This window comes from Bacillus sp. EAC (assembly GCF_002156875.1).
In the GTDB taxonomy this organism is placed as follows: domain Bacteria; phylum Bacillota; class Bacilli; order Bacillales; family Bacillaceae_G; genus Gottfriedia.
Window position 1 is genome coordinate 33,805 of record NZ_NCSY01000015.1, and the last position, 12,768, is coordinate 46,572.

At 37.6% G+C, this 12,768-nt stretch carries 11 protein-coding genes and 1 other annotated feature; all 11 genes read right to left on the minus strand.

All coding sequences use genetic code 11. The features are described from left to right. Positions 1-227 precede the first annotated feature (227 nt). On the minus strand, positions 228-3,836 hold the full coding sequence (gene rpoC, locus B7R65_RS19845; RefSeq protein WP_088044565.1) for a DNA-directed RNA polymerase subunit beta': 3,609 nt from the start codon (positions 3,834-3,836) through the stop codon (positions 228-230). A gap of 46 nt (positions 3,837-3,882) precedes the next feature. After that, a complete protein-coding gene (gene rpoB / locus B7R65_RS19850) occupies positions 3,883-7,416 on the minus strand; it encodes a DNA-directed RNA polymerase subunit beta (protein ID WP_088044566.1) in 3,534 nt (1,177 codons plus the stop codon). Positions 7,417-7,660: 244 nt separating this feature from the next. Continuing rightward, on the minus strand, positions 7,661-8,260 hold the full coding sequence (locus tag B7R65_RS19855) for a class I SAM-dependent methyltransferase (protein ID WP_088044567.1): 600 nt from the start codon (positions 8,258-8,260) through the stop codon (positions 7,661-7,663). 109 nt (positions 8,261-8,369) lie between these two features. After that, positions 8,370-8,732, minus strand: a complete 363-nt coding sequence (rplL, locus tag B7R65_RS19860; RefSeq protein WP_088044568.1) for a 50S ribosomal protein L7/L12 — start codon at positions 8,730-8,732, stop codon at positions 8,370-8,372. Positions 8,733-8,784: 52 nt separating this feature from the next. After that, entirely contained in the window at positions 8,785-9,285 is a 501-nt protein-coding gene (rplJ, locus tag B7R65_RS19865; protein WP_088044569.1) for a 50S ribosomal protein L10, read from the minus strand. A 44-nt stretch (positions 9,286-9,329) separates the two neighbouring features. Next, positions 9,330-9,464, minus strand: a sequence feature (ribosomal protein L10 leader region). Between the two features lie 51 nt (positions 9,465-9,515). Next, complete coding sequence (gene rplA / locus B7R65_RS19870; protein ID WP_088044570.1) at positions 9,516-10,205, minus strand: 50S ribosomal protein L1; 690 nt, start codon at positions 10,203-10,205, stop codon at positions 9,516-9,518. Positions 10,206-10,320: 115 nt separating this feature from the next. Beyond that, on the minus strand, positions 10,321-10,746 hold the full coding sequence (gene rplK, locus B7R65_RS19875) for a 50S ribosomal protein L11 (RefSeq protein ID WP_142283142.1): 426 nt from the start codon (positions 10,744-10,746) through the stop codon (positions 10,321-10,323). Between the two features lie 166 nt (positions 10,747-10,912). Further along, positions 10,913-11,446, minus strand: coding sequence for a transcription termination/antitermination protein NusG (nusG, locus tag B7R65_RS19880; protein WP_088044571.1), 534 nt, complete (start codon positions 11,444-11,446; stop codon positions 10,913-10,915). A gap of 113 nt (positions 11,447-11,559) precedes the next feature. Continuing rightward, positions 11,560-11,742, minus strand: a complete 183-nt coding sequence (gene secE / locus B7R65_RS19885) for a preprotein translocase subunit SecE (protein ID WP_088044572.1) — start codon at positions 11,740-11,742, stop codon at positions 11,560-11,562. Between the two features lie 138 nt (positions 11,743-11,880). Further along, entirely contained in the window at positions 11,881-12,027 is a 147-nt protein-coding gene (rpmG, locus tag B7R65_RS19890; protein WP_088044573.1) for a 50S ribosomal protein L33, read from the minus strand. Between the two features lie 85 nt (positions 12,028-12,112). Continuing rightward, on the minus strand, positions 12,113-12,763 hold the full coding sequence (sigH, locus tag B7R65_RS19895; RefSeq protein WP_256941423.1) for an RNA polymerase sporulation sigma factor SigH: 651 nt from the start codon (positions 12,761-12,763) through the stop codon (positions 12,113-12,115). Between the last annotated feature and the right edge of the window lie 5 nt (positions 12,764-12,768).

Consider the following 12,768-nt stretch of genomic DNA (forward strand, 5'->3'; position numbering starts at 1 on the left):
ATATTTATAAGACCACACATCCAGGTGGTTCATAATTAGTTGAAAACAAAGTTTTTGCAAGAAGGAAGAAGCCTTCCTTCTCACAAAAACAGTTTTAACTGTATATTCCTAAATTAGCCCCGGGTCTAACCTGCTAAGATTAGCAGTGCTATTGTCTAGGAGCAACCTTGAATATCTTATCATTTTTCATCAAATGATGTCAACTCAAGTTTTAAAATATTTTAAGTTTATTTTTCAACTAATACTTCTTCATTCGTTTCAACTGATGCATGTAGCTCTTTAACAAGATCTACTCTGCGGTATCTATTCATACCTGTTCCAGCTGGAACCAACTTACCTATAATAACATTCTCTTTTAATCCTAGCAACTCATCACGTTTTCCTTTAATCGCAGCGTCAGTTAATACACGCGTTGTTTCTTGGAATGATGCGGCTGATAAGAATGAGTCTGTTTCTAATGATGCTTTTGTAATACCTAGTAGTAACGGACGAGCAGTCGCTGGTTGTTTACCTGCAAATAAAGCTTCTTTATTCGCTTCAGTAAACTGATGTAATTCTAGTAATGTTCCAGGTAATAATTCTGTTTCACCAGCATCCATTACACGAACTTTCTTCAGCATTTGACGAACCATTACTTCTACGTGTTTATCACCAATTTCTACCCCTTGCATACGGTATACTTTTTGAACTTCACGCAGTAAGTATTCTTGAACAGCATTTGTACCTTTTACTTTTAAAAGTTCTTTTGGATCAATTGAACCTTCAGTCATTACTTGACCACGTTCGATTGATTCACCATCTTGAACTTTAAGTCTAGCGCCATAAGGAACTGGATAGCTTCTAGATTCAACAGTACCTTGAACAACAATTTCTTGTTTATCTTTCGCATCTGTTTGAATCGAGATAATACCATCAATTTCAGAAATAACTGCTTGACCTTTAGGATTACGCGCTTCAAATAACTCTTGAATACGAGGTAAACCTTGAGTGATATCGTCCCCTGCTACACCACCTGTATGGAATGTACGCATCGTTAACTGAGTACCTGGTTCACCGATTGATTGAGCAGCGATAATACCTACTGCCTCACCAACTTCTACTTCAGCACCTGTAGCTAAGTTGCGACCATAACATTTTTTACATACTCCATGGTTAGTATTACATGTGAACGCAGAACGGATATTAACTTCTTCAATACCAGCGTCGATAATTTCGCGAGCTAAGTCTTCAGTAATTAAATCGTTCTCTTGAGCCATTAATACACCTGTTTCTGGGTGACGTAAAGTAGCACGTAAATGACGACCTACTAAACGATCGTAAAGAGATTCGATAATTTCGTTACCTTCTTTAATAGCTTTAACATGTAATCCGCGATCTGTACCACAGTCATCTTGACGAACAATTACATCTTGTGCAACGTCAACTAGACGACGAGTTAAGTAACCAGAATCGGCTGTTTTAAGCGCTGTATCAGCAAGACCTTTACGAGCACCATGTGTTGAGATGAAGTATTCAAGTACTGTTAAACCTTCACGGAATGAAGATTTAATTGGTAACTCGATAATACGACCAGCCGGGTTGGCCATCAGACCACGCATACCTGCAAGCTGAGTGAAGTTCGACGCGTTACCACGGGCACCAGAGTCACTCATCATAAAGATTGGGTTACGTTTATTTAATGAAGCCATCAGTTTTCCTTGAATTACATCCTTCGCATCACTCCAAATTGCGATTACACGATCATAACGCTCTTCTTCAGTGATTAAACCACGACGGAATTGTTTCAGAACTTTATCTACTTTTTCTTGAGCTTCAGCAATAATTAATTGCTTTTCAGGTAATACGATGATATCGGAAACACCAACAGTAATACCAGCTTTAGTAGAATATCTAAATCCAAGATCCTTCATGCGGTCAAGCATTTTTGATGTTTCAGTAATTTTGAAACGTTTAAATACTTCAGCAATGATATTTCCAAGGATTTTCTTTTTGAAAGGAGCAATTTCTTCTCTACTTTCAATAATTTCTTTAATATTTGCGCCTTTAGAAGCAAAATACATCTGCGGAGTTTCCTTTTCAAGGTTACTCTGAGTTGGTTCATTAATAAACGGGAACGATGTAGGTAAGATTTCATTGAAGATAAGCTTACCAACAGTTGTGATTAATAATGAGTTATTTTGTTCTTCAGTAAATGTTTCGTTATTTAACGTACCAGCTGCAACAGCAACACGAGAATGTAAATGTACATAACCGTTTTGGTATGCAACTAATGCTTCATTGATATCTTTAAATACCATACCTTCACCGACAGCGCCTGCACGCTCAAGAGTTAAGTAATAGTTTCCTAATACCATATCTTGAGATGGTGTAACTACTGGTTTACCATCTTTCGGGTTAAGGATGTTTTGTGCTGCAAGCATCAGGATACGAGCTTCTGCTTGAGCTTCACTTGATAATGGAACGTGAACAGCCATTTGGTCACCGTCAAAATCGGCATTGTATGCTGTACATACAAGCGGATGTAGACGAATCGCACGGCCTTCTACTAAAGTAGGTTCGAACGCTTGAATACCAAGTCTGTGAAGAGTCGGGGCACGGTTTAATAACACCGGATGCTCACGGATAACTGATTCTAATACATCCCAAATCTCTGGATGTAAACGTTCAATTTTACGTTTTGCACTCTTAATGTTATGTGCTAACCCACGTTCAACTAATTCTTTCATCACGAATGGCTTGAATAACTCAATCGCCATTTCTTTTGGTAGTCCACATTGATACATCTGTAAGTTGGGTCCTACTACGATTACCGAACGACCAGAGTAGTCAACACGTTTACCAAGTAAGTTTTGACGGAAACGTCCTTGCTTACCTTTAAGCATGTGAGAAAGAGATTTTAATGGACGGTTACCAGGTCCAGTAACTGGACGGCCACGACGACCATTGTCTATTAACGCATCAACAGCCTCTTGAAGCATACGTTTTTCGTTTTGAACGATGATGCTTGGTGCACCTAGATCTAATAAACGTTTTAAACGGTTGTTACGGTTAATTACACGACGATATAAATCATTTAGATCCGAAGTTGCAAAACGTCCACCATCCAATTGAACCATTGGACGTAATTCAGGTGGAATTACTGGTAGTACATCAAGGATCATCCATGATGGCTCATTACCAGAATTACGGAATGCTTCTAACACTTCTAAACGTTTAATTGCTCTAGTACGACGTTGACCTTGAGCAGTTTTTAATTCTTCTTTTAAAGAATCAACATCTTTTTCAAGATTAATGTCGCTTAAAAGCTTTTTAATTGCTTCAGCACCCATAGATGCTTGGAAAGATTGACCGTAGCGCTCACGATAAGCACGGAATTCTTTCTCAGAAAGTAATTGTTTCTTTTCTAAAGGAGTATCTCCCGCTTCTGTTACAACGTAAGAAGCAAAGTAGATAACTTCTTCCAGAGCACGAGGGGACATGTCTAAAACAAGTCCCATTCGGCTTGGAATACCTTTGAAATACCAAATATGTGATACTGGAGCAGCTAATTCAATATGACCCATACGCTCACGACGTACTTTTGCGCGAGTTACTTCAACTCCACAACGATCACATACTACACCTTTATAACGTACACGCTTGTATTTACCGCAATGACATTCCCAATCTTTTGTAGGTCCAAAAATACGTTCACAAAAAAGACCATCTTTTTCAGGTTTTAATGTACGGTAGTTAATTGTTTCAGGTTTTTTAATTTCCCCGTATGACCACGAGCGAATTTTGTCAGGCGATGCAAGTCCGATCTTCATATACTCGAAATTGTTTACATCTATCAAGGGGCCTACCTCCCTTTCTGTCCTAAGGTTTTACCCTATATAATCCTTATTCCTTAACGTATTCCATATCCATCGCTAAATGTTCTGAAGCTTGATCATCATCATCTTCAGTATCACGCATTTCGATTTCTTGATCTGTAGCAGACATCATCTTAACATCCATACCAAGTGACTGTAATTCTTTAATTAATACTTTGAATGATTCAGGCACACCTGGTTCTGGTACATTTTCACCTTTAACGATTGCTTCGTATGTTTTTACACGACCAACAACGTCATCAGATTTAACTGTTAAGATTTCTTGTAGCGTATAAGCAGCACCGTAAGCTTCAAGTGCCCAAACTTCCATCTCACCAAAACGTTGTCCACCAAATTGTGCTTTACCACCAAGTGGTTGTTGCGTTACAAGTGAGTATGGTCCTGTTGAACGAGCATGTAGCTTATCGTCAACCATGTGCGCAAGTTTAATCATGTACATTACACCTACAGATACACGGTTATCGAATGGCTCACCTGAGCGTCCATCATATAAAACTGTTTTAGCATCACGCGCCATACCAGCTTCTTCAATTGTTCCCCAAACATCTTCCTCACGTGCTCCGTCAAATACTGGTGAAGCAACATGAACGCCAAGATATCTAGCAGCCATACCTAAGTGTAGCTCTAAAACCTGACCGATGTTCATACGAGAAGGTACACCTAATGGATTTAACATGATGTCAACTGGTGTTCCATCAGGTAAGAACGGCATATCCTCTTCTGGTAAAATACGAGAAATAACCCCTTTATTACCATGTCGTCCAGCCATTTTATCCCCTTCAGAAATCTTACGTTTCTGAACGATATAAACACGTACAAGTTGATTTACTCCTGGTGGTAATTCATCACCGTTCTCACGAGTGAATACTTTCACATCAAGAATAATTCCGCCTCCACCATGTGGAACACGTAAAGATGTATCACGAACTTCACGAGCTTTTTCACCGAAGATAGCATGTAGAAGACGTTCTTCAGCAGTTAACTCAGTAACCCCTTTAGGTGTTACTTTACCAACTAATAAATCTCCATCTTTTACTTCTGCACCAATTCGGATAATTCCGCGTTCATCAAGATTCTTAAGAGCATCTTCACCAACGTTTGGAATATCACGAGTGATTTCTTCAGGTCCTAACTTCGTGTCACGAGCTTCTGATTCATATTCTTCAATATGAACTGAAGTATAAACATCTTCTTTAACAAGACGGCGACTCATAATGATCGCATCCTCGTAGTTATAACCATCCCATGTCATGAATGCTACTAACACGTTACGTCCTAGAGCTAATTCACCTTTTTCCATAGAAGGTCCATCTGCAAGAATTTCGCCTCTTACTACTTCATCACCAACACTTACGATTGGGCGTTGGTTATAACAAGTACCTTGGTTTGAACGTACGAATTTTAACATACGGTATTTATCAAGGTCACCTTTTACTTTTTGTCCATCAACTTCTGAATATCTACGAACCCAAACTTCTTTCGCTTCAACACGTTCTACGATACCTGGGTGTTTACAAATTACTGCAGCACCTGAGTCTTTCGCTGAAACGTATTCCATACCTGTACCTACAATTGGAGATTCAGGGTTTAATAATGGAACTGCTTGACGTTGCATGTTTGCTCCCATTAACGCACGGTTTGAATCGTCGTTTTCTAAGAAAGGTATACATGCTGTCGCAGCTGATACTACTTGTTTTGGAGATACGTCCATATAGTCGATACGTTCACGTTTAATAACGGTATTGTCTCCACGGAAACGAGCAACTATATCTTCATCTAAGAAACTACCATCTTCACCTAAACGAGCATTCGCTTGGGCTACAACGTAGAGATCCTCTTCATCAGCAGTTAAGTAATCAATTTTATCAATTAGACGGCCAGTTTCAGGGTCTACTCGACGATATGGAGTTTCAATGAAACCAAATTGGTTTACTTTTGCATAAGAAGAAAGTGAGTTAATTAATCCGATGTTCGGTCCCTCAGGCGTCTCAATCGGACACATACGACCATAGTGTGAGTAATGAACGTCACGAACTTCAAAGCCTGCACGTTCACGTGTTAAACCACCTGGTCCTAGTGCTGATAGTCTTCGTTTGTGAGTTAATTCTGCTAGTGGGTTTGTTTGGTCCATGAATTGAGATAGCTGTGAGCTACCAAAGAATTCTTTTATTGAAGCAATTACAGGGCGGATATTAATTAACGCCTGTGGAGTAACTGCATTTGTATCTTGTATTGACATACGTTCACGAACAACACGTTCCATACGAGATAAACCGATACGGAACTGGTTTTGAAGTAATTCTCCAACTGAACGTAAACGACGGTTACCTAAATGGTCGATGTCGTCAGTGTCACCTACGTTATGTAGCAGGTTAAAGAAGTAAGATATCGAAGCGATAATGTCAGCTGGTGAAATATTTTTCACACTTTTACTTACATTAGCATTTCCAATCACTTGAATTACTTGTTCGCCATCACCTTCAACCGGTGCGTAAATTTTGATAGATTGTAAAGAAATCTCATCTGCTAATACACCACCAGCAGGTTGAGCAACTTTTTCACCGATATTCTTCTCTAAGAACGGAATAATACGATCTAACGTACGGCGATCGAGAGTTGTCCCTTTTTCTACAATAATTTCACCAGTTTCTGGATCCACTAATGTTTCAGCGATACGTTGATTAAATAATCGGTTTTTAATGTGTAATTTTTTATTGATTTTGTAGCGTCCTACGCTAGCTAAATCATAACGCTTCGGATCAAAGAAGCGAGTAATTAATAAATTTTTAGCGTTTTCTACAGTAGGTGGTTCACCTGGACGTAATCTTTCATAGATTTCAAGAAGCGCTTTTTCAACGCTATCTGTGTTATCTTTTTCTAACGTATTACGCAGGTATTCATTTTCGCCTAACAAGTCCAGAATCTCTTGGTCTGTACCAAATCCAAGCGAACGAAGTAAGACAGTAACAGGTAATTTTCTAGTGCGGTCAATACGTACATAAACTACGTCTTTCGCATCCGTTTCGTACTCTAACCAAGCACCACGGTTTGGAATTACAGTAGCTGTGTAACCTTTTTTACCATTCTTGTCTATCTTTCCACTGTAGTACACACTTGGAGAACGTACTAACTGTGAAACGATAACACGCTCAGCACCATTAATAATAAATGTGCCCGTGTCCGTCATTAATGGGAAATCTCCCATAAAAACATCTTGCTCTTTAACTTCGCCAGTTTCCTTATTTAATAGGCGAACTTTTACGCGAAGTGGAGCTGCGTAGTTTACATCACGCTCTTTCGATTCTTCTACAACATACTTCGGCTCACCTAGGCTGTAATCAATGAATTCTAATGATAGATTACCTGTGAAATCCTCAATTGGAGAAATATCTTGGAACATTTCTCTCAAACCTTCATCTAAAAACCATTGGTAAGATGCTGTTTGGATTTCAATTAAGTTAGGTAACTCTAAAACTTCACTGATACGAGCATAACTTCTGCGTTGGCGGTGTCGTCCATATTGAACTAGTTGACCTGTCAACATATTCACCCCTTAAATTAAGAGTATTTAAAACAAAAAAATAGTAACAAATAAGCACAAAAACCCTTACTTGTTAAACAAAAAATAAAATGGTTTCAAAAATGAAAACCATTTATTAAACTCAACGACAGTCATTTTACTATCATTTCCAAAGAATATAGAAATATACTTACTTTCAAAAATTCATTTTCAAAAATAAATATATATTGGCATTTAATAATGCTATCACAAACAAAAATTAGAGTCAATCTTTTTTACATTGTATGATATAATACCCTTTTTCTTTTTTTACCACTTCTACTTCATTAAAAAGAGTTTTTAATAATTCTAACGCTGAAGGCGCTCCTTGTTTCTTTTGGATGACTACCCATAGCTCACCACGTGAAAGTAATTTTTCATATGCGCCTTTTAAAATCCCATGAACTACTTCTTTCCCAGCTCTAATAGGTGGGTTTGTTAAAATTGCAGCGTATTGTCCATTTACGTTTTCATAAATACTACTTTCATAGATTCGAACATTTTCAATATTATTTTCTTTCGCATTACTTTCAGCTAATTCAATCGCTCTTAAGTTTACATCTACCATTTCAATGATCCGATTCGGTTCACTTTTTGCAATCGAAAGCCCGATCGGTCCGTATCCGCAACCCACATCTAGGATATTCCCTTCAATTGCAGGCGGGGTATATGTTTCGATTAATACACGCGAACCAAAATCAACTTCATTTCGTGAAAACACACCGGAATCCGATTGGAATTTCAAATCGTTCCCTTTTAAAGTAAATGAAAATACTTTTTTATCAGTTTTACTACTTGGTTTGTTTGTAAAATAATGATCCGCCATTTAAATCCTTCTTCCATTTAAATTCTTATCTAATAGTCTTTCCAAAAACAACTCTATATGTACAAAAAAAGCTCGCATAAATGCGAGCTTTTGTAAAAACTATTAGAAATTATTTAACTTCAACAGAAGCGCCAACTTCTTCAAGTTTAGCTTTCATTTCTTCAGCTTCTTCTTTACTGATTCCTTCTTTAATAGCTTTAGGAGTGTTATCAACTAATTCTTTAGCTTCTTTTAATCCTAAACCAGTTAATTCACGAACTACTTTGATAACCTTGATTTTTTGGTCGCCAGCGCCAGCTAATACAAGATCAAATTCAGTTTGTTCAGCAGCAGCTTCAGCACCGCCACCAGCCATCATAGCCATAGGAGCAGCAGCAGTTACGCCAAACTCTTCTTCGATAGCTTTTACTAAGTCATTTAATTCTAATACAGTCATGTTTTTAACTGCTTCAATGATTTGTTCTTTAGTCATTGTAATTTCCTCCTTATTTATACCTTCAATAATTTTTTATGAAATTTTGGCATTATGCGCCTTGTTCTTCTTTTTGTTCTGCAACTGCTTTTGTTGCAAGAGCAAGGTTGCGGATTGGTGCTTGTAGCACGCTAAGCAACATAGAAAGTAAACCTTCGCGAGATGGAAGTTCGGCAAGAGCTTTCACTTCACCAGCTGTAGCAACGTTTCCTTCGATTACACCAGCTTTAATTTCTAAAGCTTCGTGTTTTTTAGCGAAATCGTTGATTACTTTAGCAGGAGCAATTACATCCTCCATACTAAACGCGATTGCGTTTGGACCAGTTAATGCTTCATTTATACCAGCTAAGCCAGCTTCTTCAGCAGCACGACGAGTTAATGTGTTTTTGTAAACTTTGAACTCAACGCCAGCTTCACGTAATTGCTTACGTAATTCAGTTACTTCAGAAACATTTAAACCACGGTAGTCAACAACGATTGTTGATTTACTGTCACGTAATTTAGCTGCAATTTCAGTAACAACTTGTTTTTTAGCTTCTAATACTGCGCTCATTTATTACACCTCCTGTGGATTTTAGTGTGTTTACCGCAAAAGTGTAACCCATAGCAAAACCTCCACGAATTTTCAAAAAAGACATGGAGGTTGTATATGCACGAATTTATCAGTTATACACCTCGGTAGGATATTTAAGCATAAGCACCTACTGTCTACGGTAGTCTATTTAATTAGCAAGACAATCTCCATTATAGAGAGCTCTCGACGAATTGTCAACTTAGTTTTTCTTAGAAACTAGCAGGGTCAACCTTAACACCAGGGCCCATAGTAGAAGTGATTGCTACATTCTTCATGTATGTTCCTTTAGCTGCTGCAGGTTTAACTTTTACCATTGTTTCAAAGATTGTTGTAAAGTTTTCTACTAACTTTTCGTTTTCGAATGAAACTTTACCGATTGGAACGTGAATGTTACCCGCTTTATCAACACGGTATTCAACTTTACCAGCTTTGATTTCGTTAACAGCTTTTGTTACATCAAATGTAACAGTACCTGTTTTAGGGTTTGGCATTAAACCTTTAGGTCCTAATACACGTCCTAATTTACCAACTTCAGCCATCATGTCTGGAGTAGCAACGATTACATCAAAGTCGAACCAACCTTTTTGGATTTTAGCGATCATTTCTGCATCGCCTACGAAATCAGCACCAGCAGCTTCAGCTTCTTTTGCTTTTTCGCCTTTAGCAAATACTAATACACGTTGTACTTTACCAGTACCGTGTGGAAGAACTACTGCACCACGAATTTGTTGGTCAGCTTTCTTAGGGTCAACTCCTAAACGGAATGCCACTTCAACAGTTGCATCGAAGTTAACTGTTGTTGTTTTTTTAACAAGTTCTACAGCTTCACTTACAGGGTAAGCAGCTGTACGATCTACTAATTTAATAGCTTCTTGGTACTTTTTACCTTTGTTAGCCATGTTTATTTCCTCCTAATGTGGTTTTAACGGTTTTACCTCCCACGAATAAAGGTTGCGATATTACACCAAAAGCGATGCTCGCAACCTCCTCAATCACACCTTATTGAAGATGGGATTAGTCTTCAATAACGATACCCATACTACGTGCAGTACCTTCAACCATACGCATAGCAGCTTCTACAGAAGCAGCGTTTAAGTCAGGCATTTTAGTTTCAGCAATCTCACGTACTTTATCGCGTTTTACTGTTGCTACTTTTTTACGATTTGGTTCACCTGAACCAGACTCAATACCAGCCGCTACTTTAAGAAGAACAGCAGCAGGAGGAGTTTTCGTAATAAATGTAAACGAACGATCTTCGAATACAGTGATTTCAACAGGGATAATTAGACCAGCTTGGTCAGCTGTACGAGCGTTGAACTCTTTACAGAATCCCATGATGTTAACACCTGCTTGTCCTAATGCAGGACCAACTGGCGGTGCTGGGTTTGCTTTCCCTGCAGGAATTTGCAATTTTACCATTTTAATTACTTTTTTAGCCACGAGACACACCTCCTTAAGTCCGTGATGTGGTAATAGGGATTCACCCTCCCACTCATATCGTTTGCATTCTCATGCATATTCTTATACAGAAGTTAATATCATCTTTTCGATGCATATTGACCTTTAAAAGTCTAACACTTTCATTCTAAAAATGCAAGGTTTAGTATTATAATTTTTCAACAAGATGTAAATCCAGTTCTACTGGAGTTTCTTTATTAAAGAATTCTACAAGTACTGTAACTTTTTTCTTTTCGAAATCAACTTCTTTAATTGAGCCTGTGTAGTTAGCAAATGGACCCTCTTTCAGACGAACAACTTCATTAATTTCTAAATCGATATCAATTACTTGTTCATCAAGACCCATATGTTTTAGAATATGTGTAATTTCTTCCTCTAAAAGAGGCGTTGGCTTAGAGCCTGATCCTGCAGATCCTACGAAGCCAGTTACACCCGGAGTATTACGTACTACATACCAAGAATCATCCGTCATAACGATTTCAACTAATACATAACCAGGAAACACCTTACGTTTTGTAACTTTTTCTTTACCGTTCTTCATTTCTACTTCTGTTTCTTCTGGAACAATTACTCTGAAAATTTTATCTTGCATTCCCATAGTTTCTACACGTTTTTCTAGATTTGCTTTTACTTTATTCTCATATCCCGAATAAGTATGAACTACATACCAACTTTTTTCCATGTTAGAGGACTACTGTCCTTCCCTCCCCGGTCAACTTTCTTTGCAAATTAAAAAACCCGTTTCCGGGCTTTTCGTTAAACATTATCATTCATTATAGCACAATTAGTTTTAACTTATTCAAGAATAAGTCGAATTAACTTAGAAATACCAGTATCGATTACAGAGAAGAATAAAACAAAGAAGATCACTGTAGCTAAAACTGTAATCGTTGAATTAACTATTTCTTTTCTTTTAGGCCAAGAAACTTTTTTCATTTCGCTTTTTATTTCGCGAAAAAACTTACCGATACGACCCATTGACGCAACCCCCAATATATACTTGTTTAGAGAAATGCGTAAACGTCCCGCTTGTCCGTACAAATAAAGCGTTTTTACAATACTGTATACAGAAAAGCAATGATGATAAACCGATCAAGGACACCCGCAATTATTCATTTATTTTGTTTCTTTATGTGTGGTGTGTTCATTACACGTTTTGCAGAATTTTTTCATCTCCAAGCGTTCTACTGAAGTAGAATTTTTCATCGTGGAGTAGTTTCTATTATTGCAAGTAGTGCACGACAGGACAACTTTTTTTCTCATGATGACACCCACCTAGTTTATATAATTATCCATTAAAAATGTAACATGTGTCCTCAAAACTGTCAAACTGAATTATCAAAACGCTTTACACAGATAACTCTCGAATTTCCATGTATCGTTCAAGCTTTCTTTTCACTCGTTGTAAGGCATTATCTATCGACTTCACATGTCTATTTAACTCTTCTGAAATCTCTTGATAAGAACGACCATCTAAATAGAGTGATAATACTTTTCTTTCTAAATCGCTTAATAATTCTGACATTTTAAGTTCTATGTCTATATTCTCTTCTTGGTTAATAACAAGTTCTTCTGGATCCATGTTTTTTGTCTCAGTTAAGACATCTAATAATGTGCGATCAGACTCTTCATCATAAATTGGCTTGTCCAACGAAACATAAGAGTTAAGTGGGATGTGCTTTTGTCTAGTTGCCGTTTTGATAGCTGTAATAATTTGTCTAGTAATGCATAATTCTGCAAACGCCTTAAAGGACGAAAGCTTGTCTTCTTTGTAATCACGAATTGCTTTGTATAAACCTATCATTCCTTCTTGAATGATATCCTCACGGTCAGCACCGATTAAAAAATAAGATCTGGATTTTGCTTTAACAAAATTACGGTATTTTTGGATTAAAAAGGTTAGTGCATCTTGGTCTCCCTCTCGAACATATTCGAGTATTGCCTCATCTTCTAAAGGACCATATTCTACCATTAGCTTCAATTCCTGTTCAACGTTCAAAATTA

Bases quoted from the DNA above. Each gene is read 5' to 3' on its own strand.
- rplA (WP_088044570.1), bottom strand. From the start codon at position 10,205: ATGGCTAACAAAGGTAAAAAGTACCAAGAAGCTATTAAATTAGTAGAT.
- secE (WP_088044572.1), bottom strand. From the start codon at position 11,742: ATGGGTCGTATCGGTAAGTTTTTTCGCGAAATAAAAAGCGAAATGAAA.
- rplJ (WP_088044569.1), bottom strand. From the start codon at position 9,285: ATGAGCGCAGTATTAGAAGCTAAAAAACAAGTTGTTACTGAAATTGCA.
- B7R65_RS19855 (WP_088044567.1), bottom strand. From the start codon at position 8,260: ATGGCGGATCATTATTTTACAAACAAACCAAGTAGTAAAACTGATAAA.
- nusG (WP_088044571.1), bottom strand. From the start codon at position 11,446: ATGGAAAAAAGTTGGTATGTAGTTCATACTTATTCGGGATATGAGAAT.
- rplL (WP_088044568.1), bottom strand. From the start codon at position 8,732: ATGACTAAAGAACAAATCATTGAAGCAGTTAAAAACATGACTGTATTA.
- rpmG (WP_088044573.1), bottom strand. From the start codon at position 12,027: ATGAGAAAAAAAGTTGTCCTGTCGTGCACTACTTGCAATAATAGAAAC.